Source organism: Neobacillus rhizosphaerae, from assembly GCF_050477885.1.
Lineage (GTDB): Bacteria > Bacillota > Bacilli > Bacillales > Cytobacillaceae > Neobacillus > Neobacillus rhizosphaerae_A.
Window position 1 is genome coordinate 22218 of sequence record NZ_JBCNAC010000098.1, and the last position, 17575, is coordinate 39792.

The 17575-nt window shown below is 36.8% G+C and carries 21 protein-coding genes; 3 read left to right on the forward strand and 18 right to left on the reverse strand.

Features of this window, described 5'->3' with window-relative positions:
* Nucleotides 1-190: 190 nt before the first annotated feature.
* The 3 genes from ABES03_RS13570 to ABES03_RS13580 form a co-directional block, all read right to left on the reverse strand.
* Nucleotides 191-1240, reverse strand: a complete 1050-nt coding sequence (locus ABES03_RS13570; protein ID WP_430117791.1) for an NAD(P)H-dependent glycerol-3-phosphate dehydrogenase — start codon at nucleotides 1238-1240, stop codon at nucleotides 191-193.
* A 20-nt stretch (nucleotides 1241-1260) separates the two neighbouring features.
* The gene (der, locus tag ABES03_RS13575; RefSeq protein ID WP_430117792.1) at nucleotides 1261-2571 is read right to left on the reverse strand and encodes a ribosome biogenesis GTPase Der; all 1311 of its coding nucleotides are present in this window, start codon (nucleotides 2569-2571) and stop codon (nucleotides 1261-1263) included.
* Between the two features lie 174 nt (nucleotides 2572-2745).
* Nucleotides 2746-3354: a YphA family membrane protein gene (locus ABES03_RS13580; protein WP_430117793.1), complete on the reverse strand. Its 609-nt coding sequence runs from the start codon at nucleotides 3352-3354 to the stop codon at nucleotides 2746-2748.
* 107 nt (nucleotides 3355-3461) lie between these two features.
* Here ABES03_RS13580 and ABES03_RS13585 point away from each other — a divergent pair, with 107 nt between their 5' ends.
* Nucleotides 3462-3602: a YpzI family protein gene (locus ABES03_RS13585; protein ID WP_430117794.1), complete on the forward strand. Its 141-nt coding sequence runs from the start codon at nucleotides 3462-3464 to the stop codon at nucleotides 3600-3602.
* Nucleotides 3603-3637: 35 nt separating this feature from the next.
* On the opposite strand, the gene fni is transcribed toward ABES03_RS13585, so the two are convergent.
* From fni to ABES03_RS13660, 15 genes are all read right to left on the reverse strand, one after another.
* Nucleotides 3638-4693 (reverse strand): type 2 isopentenyl-diphosphate Delta-isomerase, encoded by a 1056-nt coding sequence (fni, locus tag ABES03_RS13590; RefSeq protein WP_430117795.1) that lies wholly within the window; start codon nucleotides 4691-4693, stop codon nucleotides 3638-3640.
* 12 nt (nucleotides 4694-4705) lie between these two features.
* Entirely contained in the window at nucleotides 4706-5845 is a 1140-nt protein-coding gene (gene rpsA / locus ABES03_RS13595; RefSeq protein WP_430117796.1) for a 30S ribosomal protein S1, read from the reverse strand.
* A gap of 162 nt (nucleotides 5846-6007) precedes the next feature.
* Nucleotides 6008-6589 (reverse strand): lysophospholipid acyltransferase family protein, encoded by a 582-nt coding sequence (locus ABES03_RS13600; RefSeq protein WP_430117797.1) that lies wholly within the window; start codon nucleotides 6587-6589, stop codon nucleotides 6008-6010.
* Nucleotides 6590-6591: 2 nt separating this feature from the next.
* Nucleotides 6592-7266 (reverse strand): (d)CMP kinase, encoded by a 675-nt coding sequence (cmk, locus tag ABES03_RS13605; RefSeq protein WP_430117798.1) that lies wholly within the window; start codon nucleotides 7264-7266, stop codon nucleotides 6592-6594.
* Between the two features lie 155 nt (nucleotides 7267-7421).
* Nucleotides 7422-7601, reverse strand: coding sequence for a YpfB family protein (locus tag ABES03_RS13610; protein ID WP_335528995.1), 180 nt, complete (start codon nucleotides 7599-7601; stop codon nucleotides 7422-7424).
* A 91-nt stretch (nucleotides 7602-7692) separates the two neighbouring features.
* A complete protein-coding gene (ypeB, locus tag ABES03_RS13615; RefSeq protein WP_430117799.1) occupies nucleotides 7693-9042 on the reverse strand; it encodes a germination protein YpeB in 1350 nt (449 codons plus the stop codon).
* Nucleotides 9043-9056: 14 nt separating this feature from the next.
* Nucleotides 9057-9899 carry a spore cortex-lytic enzyme gene (gene sleB, locus ABES03_RS13620; protein ID WP_430117813.1) on the reverse strand — a complete coding sequence of 281 codons (843 nt, stop codon included), beginning with the start codon at nucleotides 9897-9899 and terminating at the stop codon, nucleotides 9057-9059.
* 152 nt (nucleotides 9900-10051) lie between these two features.
* Nucleotides 10052-10741 (reverse strand): glutamic-type intramembrane protease PrsW, encoded by a 690-nt coding sequence (gene prsW, locus ABES03_RS13625; RefSeq protein ID WP_430117800.1) that lies wholly within the window; start codon nucleotides 10739-10741, stop codon nucleotides 10052-10054.
* 74 nt (nucleotides 10742-10815) lie between these two features.
* Nucleotides 10816-11772: an asparaginase gene (locus ABES03_RS13630; RefSeq protein WP_430117801.1), complete on the reverse strand. Its 957-nt coding sequence runs from the start codon at nucleotides 11770-11772 to the stop codon at nucleotides 10816-10818.
* Between the two features lie 6 nt (nucleotides 11773-11778).
* Nucleotides 11779-12750, reverse strand: coding sequence for a YpdA family putative bacillithiol disulfide reductase (locus ABES03_RS13635; protein ID WP_430117802.1), 972 nt, complete (start codon nucleotides 12748-12750; stop codon nucleotides 11779-11781).
* Between the two features lie 122 nt (nucleotides 12751-12872).
* Entirely contained in the window at nucleotides 12873-14150 is a 1278-nt protein-coding gene (locus ABES03_RS13640; RefSeq protein WP_430117803.1) for a Glu/Leu/Phe/Val family dehydrogenase, read from the reverse strand.
* A gap of 247 nt (nucleotides 14151-14397) precedes the next feature.
* Nucleotides 14398-14982 (reverse strand): genetic competence negative regulator, encoded by a 585-nt coding sequence (locus tag ABES03_RS13645; protein ID WP_430117804.1) that lies wholly within the window; start codon nucleotides 14980-14982, stop codon nucleotides 14398-14400.
* 79 nt (nucleotides 14983-15061) lie between these two features.
* Nucleotides 15062-15844: a metallophosphoesterase gene (locus tag ABES03_RS13650; RefSeq protein WP_430117805.1), complete on the reverse strand. Its 783-nt coding sequence runs from the start codon at nucleotides 15842-15844 to the stop codon at nucleotides 15062-15064.
* 20 nt (nucleotides 15845-15864) lie between these two features.
* On the reverse strand, nucleotides 15865-16230 hold the full coding sequence (locus ABES03_RS13655) for a hypothetical protein (RefSeq protein WP_430117806.1): 366 nt from the start codon (nucleotides 16228-16230) through the stop codon (nucleotides 15865-15867).
* A gap of 60 nt (nucleotides 16231-16290) precedes the next feature.
* Nucleotides 16291-16923 (reverse strand): CBS domain-containing protein, encoded by a 633-nt coding sequence (locus ABES03_RS13660; protein WP_430117807.1) that lies wholly within the window; start codon nucleotides 16921-16923, stop codon nucleotides 16291-16293.
* A 146-nt stretch (nucleotides 16924-17069) separates the two neighbouring features.
* Between ABES03_RS13660 and ABES03_RS13665 the strand changes: the two genes are divergently transcribed.
* Together ABES03_RS13665 and ABES03_RS13670 are read left to right on the forward strand one after the other, a co-directional pair.
* Nucleotides 17070-17300 (forward strand): spore coat associated protein CotJA, encoded by a 231-nt coding sequence (locus ABES03_RS13665; protein WP_430117808.1) that lies wholly within the window; start codon nucleotides 17070-17072, stop codon nucleotides 17298-17300.
* Nucleotides 17297-17557: a spore coat protein CotJB gene (locus tag ABES03_RS13670; RefSeq protein WP_430117809.1), complete on the forward strand. Its 261-nt coding sequence runs from the start codon at nucleotides 17297-17299 to the stop codon at nucleotides 17555-17557. Before ABES03_RS13665 ends, ABES03_RS13670 begins: the two co-directional genes overlap by 4 nt.
* Nucleotides 17558-17575 lie beyond the last annotated feature (18 nt).

The following is a 17575-nucleotide window of genomic DNA, read 5'->3' on the forward strand; positions in this document are numbered from 1 at the left end:
ACTAAATAACCCAAACTCCAGCGTCATACTACCAGGTTGCTTCGTTGCATTGTATGCAATTTACATAGAAAGCGTATCATCGAACGCCTATTTTCTTAAAAAAAATGCACATTTTTCCACATAAAAATAAATCATTTAAATTTATTTATAGGACTAGCCAACTGTCACTAATAAGACGGTTAAGGCTAGACTATATATTTCGTTCATCTAACACATTAACTAAGTCTTCCATCTCATGGGTTTTACCTCGGGCCATTAATACATCAACTGCATCCTTCGCGTTTTTCCCATTAAACAAGACATCATATAGGGCAGCTGTAATGGGCATGTTTACATTGTACTCCTTAGCTAACTGATAAGCAGCCTTTGTTGTTCTAACACCCTCTACAACCATCCCCATGTTATCAAGGACTTCATCCAAGGTTTTGCCTTTACCTAACAAATTTCCAGCTCTCCAGTTTCTCGAATGAACACTGGTACATGTAACAATAAGATCACCAATTCCAGTTAATCCAGAAAACGTTAACGGATTAGCACCCATTTTGGTGCCTAAACGAGCGATTTCAGCCAATCCACGAGTCATTAATGCAGCTTTAGCATTATCTCCATACCCTAGACCATCTGTAATCCCAGCAGCTAATGCAATAATATTCTTTAATGCACCACCAATTTCAACTCCGATAACATCTGAGTTTGTATATACCCGGAAATTATGATTGATAAAAAGATCCTGAATTTTTTCAGCAGCAGTCATATTTTCAGAAGAAACGGTAACTGTTGTAGGGTGTCTTAGGCTTACCTCTTCCGCATGACTTGGACCAGAAAGAACAACAACATCCTGCAACAGTTTTTTAGGCATTTCTTCTTTTATCATTTCTGATATACGTAAAAGTGTATCTGGTTCAATTCCTTTACTAACATGCGCAATGGTAATTGGACTTGAGATGACCTCACGCAATTTCCCTAGAACTTCACGAATTGCTTTGGTAGGAACTGCTAAGATGACAGTTTCAACTCCATCCAAAGCTTTACGTAAGGATGCATACCCAATTATTAAATCTGGTAAAACAATTCCAGATAAATATTTTTTATTTGTATGGCAGTCATTAATTTCCTTTACCTGGTCTTCGTTATGGCTCCACAAACGAACCTCATGTGAGTTATCGGCTAAAACCATCGCAAGTGCTGTGCCCCAGCTTCCTGCGCCTACAACAGCTACTGCTGCTTTCTGATCCTGCATATTTTACACCCACCTTATCTTTATTTTCTTTCTCTAGCGTATATTTTGATAGGGGTTCCCTCGAATCCAAAAGCATCCCTAATTCTGTTCTCTAGGAAACGTTCATAGGAGAAATGCAATAATTCGGGTTCATTGACAAAGACAACAAAAGTAGGAGGCTTAACTGCTACTTGAGTTGCATAATAAATTTTCAAACGTTTCCCTTTGTCAGTTGGTGTCGGATTCATAGCAATTGCATCCATAATAACATCATTCAAAACGCTTGTTTCTACACGCATGGAGTGGTTCTCACTAGCTGTGTTAATCATAGGAAGGAGGGTATGAATTCGCTTCTTAGTCTTTGCAGATAAGAATACAATTGGAGCATAACTAAGAAATAAGAAATGTTCTCTTATCTTTTGTTCTAATTCCTTCATCGTTTTCTCATCTTTTTCTACCGCATCCCATTTATTAACCACAATAACAACAGCTCGGCCTGCCTCATGTGCATATCCTGCAATTTTCTTGTCCTGTTCTATAATACCTTCTTCGGCATTAATAACAACCAAGACCACGTCCGAACGTTCAATCGCTCTTAGTGCCCGAAGCACACTATATTTCTCCGTAGTTTCATACACTTTTCCTTTTTTCCTGATTCCTGCTGTATCTATTATGACATATTTATCACCGTTATACGTATATGGTGAATCGACAGCATCACGAGTTGTCCCAGCAATATTGCTGACAATAACACGTTCTTCACCTAATATCGCGTTAACAAGCGAAGACTTCCCGACATTTGGGCGTCCTATTAAAGAAAACTTAATGACATCATCATCATAATCACCTTGTTTATTTTTCGGAAAGTGTTTAGCTGCTTCGTCTAGTAAATCCCCAAGCCCTAGACCATGTGAGCCAGAAACTGGAATTGGTTCACCGAATCCAAGTGCATAAAAATCATAGATTTGCTCACGCATCTCAGGATTATCGATTTTATTTACACCTAATACAATTGGCTTTTTAGACTTATATAGTATCTTTGCTACTTCTTCATCCGCAGCTGTTACTCCTTCTCTACCATTTGTTAAGAAGATAATGACATCCGCCTCATCGATTGCCACTTCAGCTTGCTGACGAATTTGCTCTAAAAAGGGTTCATCACCAATATCAATTCCACCCGTATCGATAACATTAAAGTCATGTGTTAACCACTCACCAGAACTATAAATACGATCCCTCGTTACTCCTGGAATATCCTCTACGATAGAAACTCGTTCACCAACGATTCGATTAAAAATAGTAGATTTACCAACGTTTGGACGTCCTACAATGGCAATAACAGGTTTAACCATTTTGATCGCCAACCTTTCTTATTCTTATATTGAAAATATATTTTATTATGTTAGCAACATTTATAGAGTTCTTATTAAGTAAAGAAACCCTTCTGTTATATAGAAGGGCCTAACTTTATTATTTTAACAAATGTTAATCCTTTCCCGCAATGGAAAGCTTGCCATGAATCTATTTTATGATGATTTTTGTTTTCCTTTTTCAAAAAAAGGAAAATGATTTTGTAAAAGTACACCCGCATTTTCAATCATACTCCAACCTACGAGAAGTGCAGAAATTAATGCATAAACATCCAAATAAGCATAAGCACCAATTGCATATGGAAACTGATATTTACTTAGGATATACGCGTATAAAAACTCCCCCTGCATAGTTCCAGTTAAGATAATGATTAACCGCCCTTTTAGTGTTTTTTGCAATAGAATAGCTAAATAGCCAAAGCAAATTCCCATCATCCATTCCTTTTTAAAGATAATCCAAATTGGGTCAAAAATCTCAAATAAGTGAAAGGTCACATACGCCATGGAGACAATACACGAACAAATAAAATAATAAATGATAGCTCCTCTTTTTTCCTGGCTTATAAACACATAAGAAATGATTAATAAATAAATACCACTAGCATAAAATTCAACTTCCTCATACGTCAGATGGATAGATGAGGTAATTATTAGGATTAGAATCAATATTGATAGTTTAAAACGATATGGATTTTGTCTTTCTAATATGAATGTTAAGTAAACCCAAATTGACCAACTAATCCAATAAAACATTGCCCCTTCCATTTCATACACCTCCTATTATTTTCATTATTGGTAATCTTTATGTACTTTCATACTTCCTCGAATAATATTTCCAATGTGTATCATCTTATTAAGAGGAGGTGTGAATCATGGGAAAAGACCGCCAAGAAAAAAAACTTAGAGAAAGTGGAAGAGTTGAATCTGACCGAGACCAAGCATTACATTATCCTGGTGCAACCAAACTATCCACTCCTGAAGAAGCACGGGGACTAAACGACGGGAAAAAATAGCAAGAAAAGAAAAAGCTCTCGCTAAGGCGAGAGCTTTATTTAATCGAACGCTGACTGTAGTGTTTTGTATCTATATCCCTTTGGCTTAGCCAATGATATGTTTCACCTGAAATGATCAGAGGAGCACTTTGTAAATCTGAAATAGATTTTGCTCCTAAAGCAGTCATAATTAATTTTAATTCGTAGTGAAGGGATTCCACTTCGTTTTCCAAGGATTCAATTCCATTTTCTACAAGAATGCGTAAAAAATGTCCAGCAAATCCGATTGCGTTCGCACCGATGGCTAACCCCTTCGCTATATCACTAGCTGATAAAAACCCACCAGAGCACATAATTGATGACTGGTGTATAGTAGAGGCTTCTATAATAGATACCGGTGTAGGAATACCCCATTGGTGGAAAAACGGCAGGGCCTTTTCTCTGCGTTTATTTTCGATCTCCGCAAAATCAGTTCCCCCGGCCCCTCCCACATCCACTGCAGCTACCCCTACAGAAATAAGGGATTGGACCGTTTCTTTAGCCATACCAAAACCAACCTCTTTAACAATAACAGGTACATCAACATGTTCGACAATTGTTTCAATTCTTTTTAAGGCACCAGAAAAATCTCGGTCTCCTTCAGGCATCGTTAATTCCTGAATAACATTTAAATGAATCTGTAATGCATTTGCTTCGATCATATCAATTGCCGCTTTAGCATTTTCTACTGTTGCTTCACTGCCAAGATTAGCTATGAGAATCCCCTTTGGATTTTCTTTTCGGACGATTTCATAAGTAAACCGCTCACTTTTATCTTTTAACGCAGACATTTGTGAACCAACTGCCATAGCCAATCCCATATGACTAGCTACCATCGCCAATTCCTTGTTAATTTGATACGTTTTTTCACCGCCGCCGCCAGTCATCGCATTGATAAAAATTGGCGAACTTAAAGAAAGTTCGCCAATTTTGTGGTCTAATCGTACATCGGACACACTGATATCCGGTAAGCTTTGATGAATAAATTTAATATCATCAAAAAAAGGTAAGCTGTTTTGCCTTTTTTGAAGGGCAAAGCGAATGTGATCCCATTTCCGTTCCGATCTAGACACTTAATATCACCATTATTTTCCTAGATTCTTTAATTTATCGCCAATCATTTCACCTAATTGGAAGCCTTTTGACTCTTCTGGAAGCTCATAATCAAGGTTTTCCTCAACCTCTTTCTCGAGCAGTTCTTTGATACTTAATGATAATCTTTGATCCTGTTCATTTGCATCAAGCACTTTTACTTTTACTTCTTGACCTTCTTTTAGTACCTCGTGTGGTGTACCAATATGCTTATGTGCAATTTGAGAAATGTGAACAAGGCCTTCTACACCAGGGAACACCTCTACGAACGCACCGTAAGATACCAATCTTTTTACTACACCATCTAAAATACTTCCTTTAGGTGCCTTTTCAAGAATATTTGACCATGGTCCAGGTAGAGTCTCTTTTATTGATAAGGAAATTCTTTCATTATCTCTATCTACACTTAACACTTTTACTTGAACTTTTTGCCCCTCTTGGACAACATCTGTTGGTTTATCAACATGTTCGTAAGATAATTGAGAGATATGAACAAGACCATCAATACCACCGATATCGACGAAAGCACCAAAATCAGTAATTCTTTGAACCGTACCTTCAATTACTTGGCCAACTTGCAATGCTCCAATACGATCTTGTTTCTGTCTTCCTTTTTCTGCTTCTACAACAGCTCGGTGTGAAAGGATTAAACGATTTTTTTCCTTATCGAGTTCAACAATTTTAAAAGTAAGTGTACGTCCTTTATAATCGCTGAAATCCTCTACAAAGTGTGCTTCAACTAGTGAGGCAGGTACAAACCCACGGACGCCTAGGTCAACTACAAGGCCGCCCTTTACAACGTCCTTCACTTCAGTTTCAAAAACTTCACCGCTTTGGAATTGTTTTTCTAAGGTTTCCCATGCCTTTTCAGCATCTACTTTTCTTTTAGAAAGAATTAGTGCTTCTTCTTCTACCTTTAAGACTTCTAATTCTAATTCTTGACCTTCTGCCACTGCATCAGTTGCTTTTTCAATATGAAGACTTGAAAGCTCACTAATTGGAATAATTCCATCAAGTTTACTGCCTTGAATAGCCACTAACACTTGCTTTTCCTCGACTTTAGTAACTTGTCCTGTTACTTTGTCACCCACTTCAAAGCTCTTCACTTCTACTTGATTTAGTTCTTCAGACATTATGTATTCCTCCTTAATCCATTTACTGAAAAAGTCTATATATGATCTGGTGAATACCACGCAGTAAACACCACATATAAAACATACTTAAAAGAAAAGAATTTTCAAAAAAAATCCCTTTTTATTAACTTCTTACAAATAGACTATTTTGTCAAGCAGAACCTATTGATGCTCGTTTATTAGTTTTTGAATTTCTGACATAATTAATACGGTCACTTCATCTGCAGAAGCTTTTGCAGCTCTCATCTCACTCATATCAATGGGTTTCCCATATACCACCTTCAATTTACTGAAACTTTTATATGGACCAATTACTGCACATGGTAACACAAAAGCATCAGATCTTAAAGCAAAAAAACCTGCTCCTGAAAGTCCTTTTCCTAATTCTCCTGTCTTACTTCTTGTTCCCTCAGGAAAAAGACCGAAGACATTCCCTTCCTTTAAGACCTTTAATCCTGACCTTAATGCTTCACGATCGCCAAACCCTCTTTTTACAGGAAAGGCATTACAATTTCTTACAACATTCCCCAAAACAGGAACGCGAAAGATTTCTTCTTTCGCCATATAGTGAACAGGCCTTGGGGCCATAATTCCTACGACTAAAGGGTCAAAATTATGAATATGGTTAGAACAAAGTAGAACTCCCCCTTCTTTAGGGAAGTTCTCTACCCCAATAGCTTCAATTCTGTACAAAGGTTTAAAAACCCCAGAAACTACCGACTTTGCAAAATCATAAAACGTCACACTTATCCAATCCTTTCGAGCACCAGAGCCATTATTTTTTCAACCACATCGGAAATGGTCAAAGAGGTAGTATCAATTTCAATTGCATCATCCGCTTTTTTCAAAGGTGCTACTTCTCTCTCTGAATCAATCTTATCTCTTCGTGCAATTTCTTCCTTCAATTGTTCTAAGTCTGATGGGTATCCTTTTTGCATGTTTTCATTATGACGACGGACTGCTCTTTCCTCTACACTTGCAAGTAAGAATACTTTTACTTCAGCATTGGGTAATACGTGAGTACCAATATCACGTCCATCCATTACTACGCCACCACCGACAGCGAAAGCTTGCTGCCTTCTAACCATTTCTTTGCGAACTTGCTCATGTTTTGCAACATAAGACACAGAGTTTGTTACTTCTGCAGAACGAATTTCGTCTGTTACATCCTTATTGTCTAAAAACACTAATTGCCCTTTTTCTGAGGGATGTAAATCAATTGTTGTTGATAATAGCGTGTCCAATAAAGAAGCCTCATCTTCTAAATTAACATGGTTCACAATAGCTTTATATGTTAATGATCGGTACATTGCCCCAGTATCAATATAAATGTAAGATAGTTTTTCGGCTACAATTTTTGCTACGGTACTTTTTCCGGCCGCAGCAGGGCCGTCAATTGCAATAGATAGTTTCTTTTCCATAAATCCTCCTATATGGCTATCATGATCGTCTAAGTTTCTCTTCTATTTATTTTACCACAAGATGCGGAAATGCCTCTTTTTTTTAACATTTTAAAAATGAATTATTTAATAAAAGAATCATATAAAAATAAAAAAAAGCAGGGTTGCCTGCTTTCTTACTTTCCTTGGAAGGTTTGGAGAATTTCAGTGAATGTATTTTCATTCACACCTTCATATTTAGTTAATTGCTTAATTTGAGGAAATACATCCATTTGATGAAATATTAGTTGTGATAAAAACAGAAAAACAAACTGAATGATAACAACTTTAATTAATATTTGTTCTACCTTCTTCATAACTACCACTCCAGAATCCATATAGCAATAGTATGGGAGCGAGTGTTTCATCCTATACCTAAATGAAAAGGAGGAAAAGCTACGCTTTTCCTCATAGCACGTCTTCGTAAATAGCCTCTGCATTATTAAGCTTCTCGACTTCTTCTTCAGTTCCATCTACCGCATTGATAAATATCCGATAGGTATCGTTTCCAATCGTTCCTAAGAACTCGTAGCACAGCACTTCTTTATTAAGGTCATTAACAATGATTGCTTGCCTGTCCTCCATGACCTTAAAGTTAGGATTCACCTTACTCCGCGCCTGCTCAACAGTAATTGATGGTTTTCCTATTTCCCTAGTTTGGAAGGACTTTAAGTATTCATCTGCGGATACACCAATAATATCACCATTATCTAAAGCAACTTTTACCTTTACTGCCTCAGGATATATTCTAACTCCATTAACATTCGTAACAAAGTTAAATACACCGATATTATCATATTGAGTACTTTCAAACACTTCCAAATCTTTAAAACCTGTTTCCTTTAAAAAGGCTGCAGCTTTATTATCAGCGTCATTTAGACTTATAACCTGTTTTTTAATATCTCTATTATTAATAAACCAAATTGGGTGTCCAGCCTTTTTCGTTATATCCATACTTGCTTCCTGGCCTGTTTGGTTATTTTTAATAGATACACTGTAAAAACCGTAATTTGAACCCTTACCATTCTCCGTTACTTTGACCTTTGCATTTCCATCGAAATTCATATACTTTTTAGCTATTTTAACAGCCTCATTACGTGAAATGGTTTTTCCTTTTATTTTTTTAAAGTTTTCATCCTTTAGTTGCATATTTGCAAATGAAGGACCTAGGTCAGATTCATCATATCCTGATACGGTTTTTTCAACAGCTTTAAATCCATCAATAATCGTATTATCGGTCTGCTCTTTACCAGAAGCAAGTGCCAGTTCAACATCCATCCAACGAAGATTGTTTTTTAAAACCATATGCTGAACATTTCGCAGCTCGTTCTGAATGTCACCTGACTGTTTATATAATACCTTTAACTTCTCATATTCATTCTTCGATAAAGGTTCCTTATCTAAATCCCTGACAGCCGTACGATAGCTGAAATCACCAATTCTCGCCAAGAATTCCTCCGTTTTATTAAACGGGAGTAAGGTTAATGGAAGTTGCCCAACATCACTATGTGCTTGTGAAGTAATCCGCCATACATCGGCTAATGATGGGGAAAGTGATTTTCTAGAGTTCATTGCCAAAGTCGTTCCAATTTTATCATGCAATAAATCAACTTGATAAGTAAGATCATGGAATGCTCGTTGATAGCTATTTTCCGCATTTAAAAGAATAGCATTTTTCTCCTGGTGCTCTTGGTACCCCCAGTATGCTGTTCCCGCAACGCCTACGACGAGTATTCCTATTAATATTCCTCTAATCACTTCTATTCACCTCTCTACTTACAAAAAATATGTTTCCCGATTCGTTTAATTTGAGGTCTACCCCAAATCCATCCACTAGTGGCCGTGTCTGGGTTAAAATAATACAACGCTTCACCCGTTGGATCCCAGCCATTTATTGCATCCATAACAGCTTTCTTAGAACTCTCGTTAGGTGTCAACCAAATTTGCCCGTCAGCCACTGCAGTAAATGCGCCAGGCTCAAATATGACACCAGAAACGGTGTTTGGAAATGTTGAACTATTAACCCTGTTTAGGATAACAGCAGCTACTGCCACTTGACCGATATAAGGCTCTCCCCGCGATTCCCCATGAACAGCATTGGCTATTAAACGGATATCATTTTGTGAAAACCCATTTGGCGTGTTTGCAGCGGTTGTTTTTTTAGGGGCTGTTGCTTTTGGTGCTGTTGCTTTTGGTGCTGTTGCCTTAGGTACAGGCGACTTAGTTGTTCCATTATTTGTTGGGGCCTTTTTAGCTGGTGCTTTTGGACTAGGGGCTGTTTGCTTACTTTGATCAACCCCACCGTAATGGGTAAACTTTTTACCAGTGTTGAGTTGTTTCTTGACAAATTGTTCATTGTATTTACTAGCCTTGGCAAGTTTAGCCTTTGTTTCTGTCCCTGCCAATCCATCAATTGGTAATCCAAATTCATATTGAAAGTTTCTTAATGCCCAATATGTACTCCACCCAAATACTCCATCTATTTTCCCATTATAGTAGCCAATATACTGGAGCCTGGACTGCAACTCGATGACATCGTCTCCTACAGCTCCTTTTTGAATGACCTGGCTAGAGAAAGCATGGGCCTCATGATTTACCATTAAAGAAAATGGCATAGTAAAGAAAAAGATAACTAAGAAGCATTTGATTAGGATTTTTTTCTTTAACATGGAATAATAACCCCCATAATGAATCTTTTTAACAGTAACCCTATTTTTTGTTATCTTGGTGTTTTTATTCCATTTTAATCAAATAATTAAAAAACCCTTCAAGAGTGAAGGGTTTTCTGAACTGAATATTGTTTTTTCATATGAGTAGCACTCAATACTTTTGCTTTTTTTACTTTCCTTAAACCAAACCACCATAGGAAAATCATGAATGGAAAAATAATAAACAACCAATGTTCTTGTGAAATTAATATAAAATCATATGACCCGTGGAGAAGAAATGGCAATAATAACGACAGAATCACCCATTTTACTTTAATCCCCTCAGTAAACTTGGCTTTTCCAATATAAAATCCCATAATAACCCCAAAAAGGGCATGACTTGAAACTGGTAAAAGTGCACGGGTGACTGCGTGTTCAATTCCGTTAGCCAAAAGATAAAATATATTTTCAACTGTTGCAAATCCAAGCGAAACAGCTACTCCATATACAATTCCATCAAAAGGTTCATCAAACTCTACGTGCTGGTATACAGCATAAAAAAGAATAAACCATTTAAAAAATTCCTCGAGAAGACTTGAGCTAAGAAACGCATTAATCAAATCAGATTTTAATAAATGTTCCGTTTCAAACACATGTTGAACAAACATAATGGGAAACACAAGAAGTGCTCCATATAGAAATGTACGAAGAACAAAGGATATCGGCTCTGAGTCGTATTCATCTTTTAAATAAAAATAACTTAGTAGGGCCAGTCCGGGGGCAATCCCGGCTGATAATATTCCAAGCATGATGAACCTCTTTTCAAATCCGTTTTCTTTATCGTATCATGGAACCTTTATAAAGAAAATGAAAGTTTGATTTTTCAAAAATGAATATCCTTCAATCCACTGGCCATGGCGACTGCCAATTTAATCCTTGCCTTTTTAGAGTCATTGTCACTCCCAAGAATTACTCCTTTTTTATAAAGGTCATAGGCACTTCCTTCATAATCATAGGTCGTATAAACTGCTCCTTCTTCCGCACTCGTTGTGACCACTAATCTTATTCCTGCAGCTATCGACTTTTCAATTTCTTCCATCATTAACGGAGCCACTTGACCTCGTCCTACCCCTTCAAGTACTATGCCCACAACACCCGCTTCTCGAGCAGCTTTAACAAATTTCCCATCAGCACCAATGTAGCATTTAATGATTTCAACCTGCGGAATTGATGATTGGATGTTAAAATATTCTCTTTTAATTGGTTTTTGAAAAACCTGTACTTTATCATTATCAATAATTCCCAGATATCCAAAACCAAAAGCATTAAACCCTTGTATATTTGATGCATGTTCCTTTTTTACATATCTAGCAGCAAAGATTCGTTCATTAAAAACAACAACTGTTCCCACGTCATTCAAATCACTAGAACAAGCTGAATAAATAGCATGCCGCATATTTATATAGACATCACTACCTTGATCTTCAGGAGAACGTTGTGAGCCAGTAACAACAATAGGTCTGGAATCATTAATGGTTAAATCAAGAAAATACGCTGTTTCTTCCATTGTATCCGTACCATGTGTAACAACAACTCCTGAAACAGCTTCATCCTTAAAATATTCTTCGATTTTATTCTTTAGGACTATTAAATCATCAAATGTAATATGAATACTTGCTTTTTGAAAAACAGATTCGACTATCACTTCAATATCATTCGGTAAATTACACATAGATGCCAGTTCTTCCCCTGTTATAGCACCTGAAGCTAATTTACCTGAATCCTTATTTGGCTTACTAGCAATTGTCCCACCGGTTGTTAATAATACCACCTTTTTCATCTGCACTCACCCTTTGGCTTCTTTTTTTACTATTGACTGAGCAATTTGCCCACCATGAAATCTACCATTTTCAATAAAGATTTCATTTGCATTATTTCCTGCGGCAATGACACCTGCGATATATATTCCCTCTATGTTTGTCTCCATTGTTTCCGGGTTAAAAAGCGGCCTTCCTGTTTCATCATCAATTTGAACGCCCATTTTTTTCAAAAACTGATGATCTGGATGGTATCCCGTCATTGCAAAAACAAAATCATTTCGAATGGTATGTAGATTTCCATCCTTTTCATATACAAGATGGTCCCCTGTAATTTCTTTTACATGAGCCTGAAATTCCATAACAATAGTACCGTTTTTAACTAATGAATCAAATTCTGGAAGAATCCATGGTTTAACACTTGGAGAGTAGCCTTCCCCTCGATAAAGAACGGTCACCCTTGCACCTGCTTTAACAAGTTCTATAGCAGCATCCACACTAGAGTTTTTTCCTCCAATAACACAGACGTCTTGATCAAAGTAGGGATGAGCTTCCTTAAAATAATGAAAAACCTTTGGCAGGTCTTCCCCCGGTACTTTCATATAATTCGGATGGTCATAGTAACCAGTTGCTACAACAACATACCTAGCACTATATGTTCTCATATTTGTTTCAACTAGAAATACTTCTCCACTGTTGGATACTTTAGTAACAGTCTCAAATGAATGAATACGTAATTTTTTTCGTTTAGCGACCTCTCTATAGTAAACAAGAGCCTGATTCCTTTTGGGTTTGTAGCTATCTGTAATGAACGGTACTTTACCAATCTCTAATTTTTCACTTGTACTAAAAAAGGTTTGATGTGTCGGGTAATGATAAATAGAATTAACTAGATTCCCCTTTTCAATAATCAATGGCCTTTTCCCAATTTGTTGTAATGAAATAGCTGCAGCTAATCCACAGGGACCCCCACCTATTATAATTACATCTTCAATTTCCAACTTGGTACATCTCCTTAAAAATTCAAAATATATAAAGTAGATCGTAATATCACATAAAAAAATCTCCTACCGTATAATGATAGGAGATTTCTTTGTGCGTTTCAAGAACAAAAGGTTACTATTTAAATCCAGCCTCTAAAGCGACTTGCTTCCGCCATTTTTCTAACCCCAACCATATAGGCTGCAAGACGCATATCTACGCGACGTGTTTGAGCTGTATCATAAATACTTTTAAATGATTTAACCATTACTTTTTCAAGTTTCTCCGCTACTTCTTCCTCAGACCAGTAGTAACCTTGATTATTTTGAACCCATTCAAAATAAGATACTGTTACACCGCCTGCAGAAGCAAGAACATCTGGGACAAGTAGAATTCCACGTTCTGTTAGGATTTCGGTTGCCTCTAAAGTGGTTGGACCATTAGCAGCCTCCACTACTATACTTGCACGAATGTTATGAGCATTTTCTGCAGTAATTTGATTTTCAATTGCAGCAGGTACAAGGATATCACATTCAAGCTCTAACAATTCTTTATTAGTGATGGTGTTATTAAATAATTTTGTAACCGTACCAAAACTATCGCGTCTATCTAATAGATAATCTATATCCAATCCATTCGGATCGTACAGGGCACCATAAGCATCAGAAATCCCCACTACGATAGCCCCTGCATCGTGCATGAATTTTGATAAGTAACTTCCTGCGTTTCCGAACCCTTGAACAACTACCTTGGCACCTTCAATTTGAATGCCTTTCTTTTGAGCCGCTTCACGTATACAAATGGTTACACCTTTCGCAGTTGCAGATTCACGTCCATGTGATCCACCTAGAACAAGAGGTTTTCCTGTGATAAAACCTGGAGAATTAAATTCATCTATCCGGCTATATTCATCCATCATCCACGCCATGATTTGTGAGTTAGTAAATACGTCTGGCGCTGGAATATCTTTCGTTGGCCCTACGATTTGGCTGATTGCTCGTACATACCCTCGGCTTAGTCTCTCAAGCTCTCTAAAGGACATATCACGTGGATCACAAACGATACCACCTTTACCACCACCGTATGGAAGGTCAACTATACCACACTTCAAGCTCATCCAAATGGAAAGAGCTTTCACTTCTGTTTCAGTTACACCTGGATGGAAACGGATTCCACCCTTTGTTGGACCAACTGCATCGTTATGCTGTGCACGGTAGCCAGTAAATATTTTAATAGAACCGTCATCCATTCTTACTGGAATTTTAACTGTCATCATACGCAACGGTTCTTTCAAGAGCTCATATACTTCTTCTGGATAACCTAACTTTTCAAGGGCCTTATGTATAACCGTCTGCGTTGATTTCAACACATCATGATTTCCCTCTTGATTAGTCTTTTCATTAGCTTTTTCGGCTACCATTTGTAATCCTCCTAAGAAATCGCTTTTACGAATGTTGTCCGCTTTCAGAGACAAGTATACACGTTTAAATGATTTATGCAAGAAAAAAAATGCACATGTAGATAATTTATATCACACTAATGTAAACGTTATCATTCCTATTTTAATAGGGAATCTCAAAAAATTCTACTCCCAATTTTGTTATTTCTAGTCCATAAACGGTATGAAGGGACCGAAGCCCCCTCAATAAAGATATTACTATAACATTTCACGAAAAATATTGAAGTATGGTTTCCACTGTTTTATTTTCAACAATTACTTTTCCATATTCAGCTAGAACGTACGTACTAATTATGGATGGATTTCCAAATTCCGATAATATACAAGCAGCTATTTCTTTCTTAGTCGTTTCCACTTGGTCCATCAGAAGAAAATATCGGTTATTTAGGGCATATAAACTGCCTCCCCTTATACCTGCAATGGATAACCTTTTTGAAAGGTCTATGATATCCTCAAAATCTTTAAATTCATATAAAAGATTCTCACAGCCTTCAAGCCTAACCTGCATTTCAATAAATCCATCATACAATATGTCATCTTCATCATCTTTTATTTCGTCAACTGTAATGATTAATATCATCCCTTGAGCTTGTAGGGAGAAGATCTCAACTGCCACTGAACCTTGTATATCTACATCAAACTCATCACTTGCCTCTTCAAGCATATCATGAAAGAGCTGATTCCATTTGCTTGAATCCTTCCAAATATCTTCCTTCGATAGTCCCCTTTCAAATAAATCATCAGAGGTTAAAAAAATTTTAATTTTATTGGCCGTTAAGCGTTCTAAGCGCATGCTTTTGCCCCCTGCCGTGACATAACTCTTATTTTCAGTTTATGCCTTAAGGGGTTATTGGTGAATTGTCTACATGGTTCTATTGTTTTTGATCCCTGCTTAATGTTATAAGGTGTGTTTCAGCAGGTGCCCCTAATCTTAAAGGAAAAGCTGTCGTCCCATATCCGTTACTAATGAAAAGTATGGTATTTGCTAACTTTTTAATACCGCCTCTTTTGTAGGGACTATAACCAAAAATATGTATTTGCCCCCCGTGAGTATGTCCACTTAACACTAAACGAATTCTGTGTTCTGGAACAATCTTCTCAGTAATGTTTGGATAGTGACATGCTAAAATTTTGAAACTACCTTCCTCAGCATCTTGTAGGGCATTATCAAGTCGATCTCGGTTTTGATTCAAATCATCTACACCCAATAAACATAATTTCTCTCCCAATCTGGATTCAAAGGTGACTGCTGTATTATCTAACACTTTAACACCTGCATCTAGCAAAATAGCATCTAATTCGTGATAATCCACTTCATAATCATTGTTTCCCCAAACAAAATATACAGGACCTATCCGCTTTAACTTCATTAAATTGGCTTTAACCTTATCAAAGGATACACCTTTTTCTGTTAAGTCGCCCCCAATCACAACAAAATCTGCCTTTCCCTTAACCATATTAATAATGGTATCTGAAATCGTTCTTCTATGTATATCTGAAATAAAAAAAAGTGAAACATTTCCCAAGGATTCCGGAAAGTCTGGAAAGACCAGCTTATGTTCCAAAACTTTATTTCTGAAAGCTTCCACTAACATATATGCAAGTAGGCATGCCCCAAGAATACATAGGGCTACCAATAAAATAATCATTATCATTTTTCCCCTTTTCTTTCTTATTATTTTACGGAAATAATACCATAAACCATACTTAAACTAAAAAAAATAAGCGTGTGCACCCACCCCAATTGAAAAAGTAAGAAGAATACTACTAAGAGTCCCACAATCTTGGAGTAAAATAACAACTTTAAATGAAAGTCATTTTTCCTGGTTCTTTTGGTTGTTTGTAAGATCATTCGAAGTTGACTTCCCGCACAGATAATCCCGATAAAAAAAGCTAAAGAAGCAGCAAAGAATTTTATTGGATTAATAACAAGACTAATAAAAAATTCAGATAGGACGAGCGGTTGTGTAATTGGTGTCCATTGGATTGTTAAATAGCCGCATAAGAAAGTGACTAACAGCATGCCTACATTAAAATACATGAAAATCCCTCCCATATAAATGTATGAGAGGGATTTTATTTCTTTACCTATTTGGAGTTATTAGTCCTCTTGAATACTCAAGATACGGAAACCATGCTCTTCTAGCTTTTTCGAAAACTTGTCGATATTATCTTTCTTTTCAATCTTCATAACGATTCTTCTCACTAATTTATCTGTTTCATCAAAAGTTACCAGTGAAATGATATGTTCATGGAAGTGATGGGCAATTTCAGATAGTCTGGCAATTCGGCCTTCAGTTTCCACTGAGGTAAATGCAATTCTAACACCTGGACGGTTTACACCAAAAGCACTTTCAAAAGAGCTAATGACATCAGAACGTGTAACCACCCCAAGGAAATTATTGTTTATATCCACTACTGCCATCAATGGGAAGTCTTTTAGGTCAATTAGCGTTTTCTCAAAGATTTCTCCACCTTGTAAAAATTTACCTTGATATGAGAGAGCATCTTTCACGAATGTCGAGTTTAAGTACTCCTCTTTATCTTTATTTGAGAGAAAATAACTTTCATAGATATTATATCGAGTCACTACTCCTAAATATACCTCTCCTCGTAAGACAGGTAACCCATCAATCTGATGCTTTTCTAACATATCCAAAGCATCCTTCAACGTTACATCTTCCTGTACAGTAAAACATTCATGCTTTGGTATCATAATATTTTTTACGAACAATTCCCATCACCTCAAAATAATTATCCATTCTTCTCATTATACTTCTACAAACAGATAATAAATCCCTTTAATATCTTAAAGTTTTATGTCATGAATCGATAATTATTTCATAAGATTAATTGATGTTAAATATAGGGAGGGCTACAATGAATACTCATTTTAAAACATATCATCCTTACGCAAGTCCGTTTGACCCTTGTAAGCCAATACTAGAAAAAACCTATTCTACTCCACCTCATTTATATATGGGATTCCAGCCACCGAATCTTCCACAATTTTCTCCACTTGATGCACTTAAAGCTGGCACGCTATGGAAAGACCTTTATGATCCATACTTTAATTCTTCTGAAAAAGCGCAAGGGGGTCTACCATCATGAACCAGGTACCCGCTGAATATTATCAATTAATGGAACAGCTCCAAGCAGTTGACTTTGTTTTAGTCGAGCTAACCCTATACTTAGACACACATAACGATGACCTTGAAGCTATTAATCAATTCAATCATTATGCAAAAGAAAGAAAACGATTGAAAAAGCAATTTGAAAGTCAATTTGGACCCTTGTTGCAATATGGAAACAGCTACTCAGGCTATCCTTGGAACTGGGATGACACACCCTGGCCTTGGCAGGTATAAAAGCGGAAGCGCCTTGGT

Coding starts and splice junctions, on each gene's coding strand:
- ABES03_RS13570 (WP_430117791.1), bottom strand. CDS start 1,240: ATGCAGGATCAGAAAGCAGCAGTAGCTGTTGTAGGCGCAGGAAGCTGG.
- der (WP_430117792.1), bottom strand. CDS start 2,571: ATGGTTAAACCTGTTATTGCCATTGTAGGACGTCCAAACGTTGGTAAA.
- ABES03_RS13580 (WP_430117793.1), bottom strand. CDS start 3,354: ATGGAAGGGGCAATGTTTTATTGGATTAGTTGGTCAATTTGGGTTTAC.
- ABES03_RS13585 (WP_430117794.1), top strand. CDS start 3,462: ATGGGAAAAGACCGCCAAGAAAAAAAACTTAGAGAAAGTGGAAGAGTT.
- rpsA (WP_430117796.1), bottom strand. CDS start 5,845: ATGTCTGAAGAACTAAATCAAGTAGAAGTGAAGAGCTTTGAAGTGGGT.
- cmk (WP_430117798.1), bottom strand. CDS start 7,266: ATGGAAAAGAAACTATCTATTGCAATTGACGGCCCTGCTGCGGCCGGA.
- ABES03_RS13610 (WP_335528995.1), bottom strand. CDS start 7,601: ATGAAGAAGGTAGAACAAATATTAATTAAAGTTGTTATCATTCAGTTT.
- sleB (WP_430117813.1), bottom strand. CDS start 9,899: ATGCCATTTTCTTTAATGGTAAATCATGAGGCCCATGCTTTCTCTAGC.
- prsW (WP_430117800.1), bottom strand. CDS start 10,741: ATGCTTGGAATATTATCAGCCGGGATTGCCCCCGGACTGGCCCTACTA.
- ABES03_RS13630 (WP_430117801.1), bottom strand. CDS start 11,772: ATGAAAAAGGTGGTATTATTAACAACCGGTGGGACAATTGCTAGTAAG.
- ABES03_RS13640 (WP_430117803.1), bottom strand. CDS start 14,150: ATGGTAGCCGAAAAAGCTAATGAAAAGACTAATCAAGAGGGAAATCAT.
- ABES03_RS13645 (WP_430117804.1), bottom strand. CDS start 14,982: ATGCGCTTAGAACGCTTAACGGCCAATAAAATTAAAATTTTTTTAACC.
- ABES03_RS13650 (WP_430117805.1), bottom strand. CDS start 15,844: ATGATAATGATTATTTTATTGGTAGCCCTATGTATTCTTGGGGCATGC.
- ABES03_RS13655 (WP_430117806.1), bottom strand. CDS start 16,230: ATGTATTTTAATGTAGGCATGCTGTTAGTCACTTTCTTATGCGGCTAT.
- ABES03_RS13665 (WP_430117808.1), top strand. CDS start 17,070: ATGAATACTCATTTTAAAACATATCATCCTTACGCAAGTCCGTTTGAC.
- ABES03_RS13670 (WP_430117809.1), top strand. CDS start 17,297: ATGAACCAGGTACCCGCTGAATATTATCAATTAATGGAACAGCTCCAA.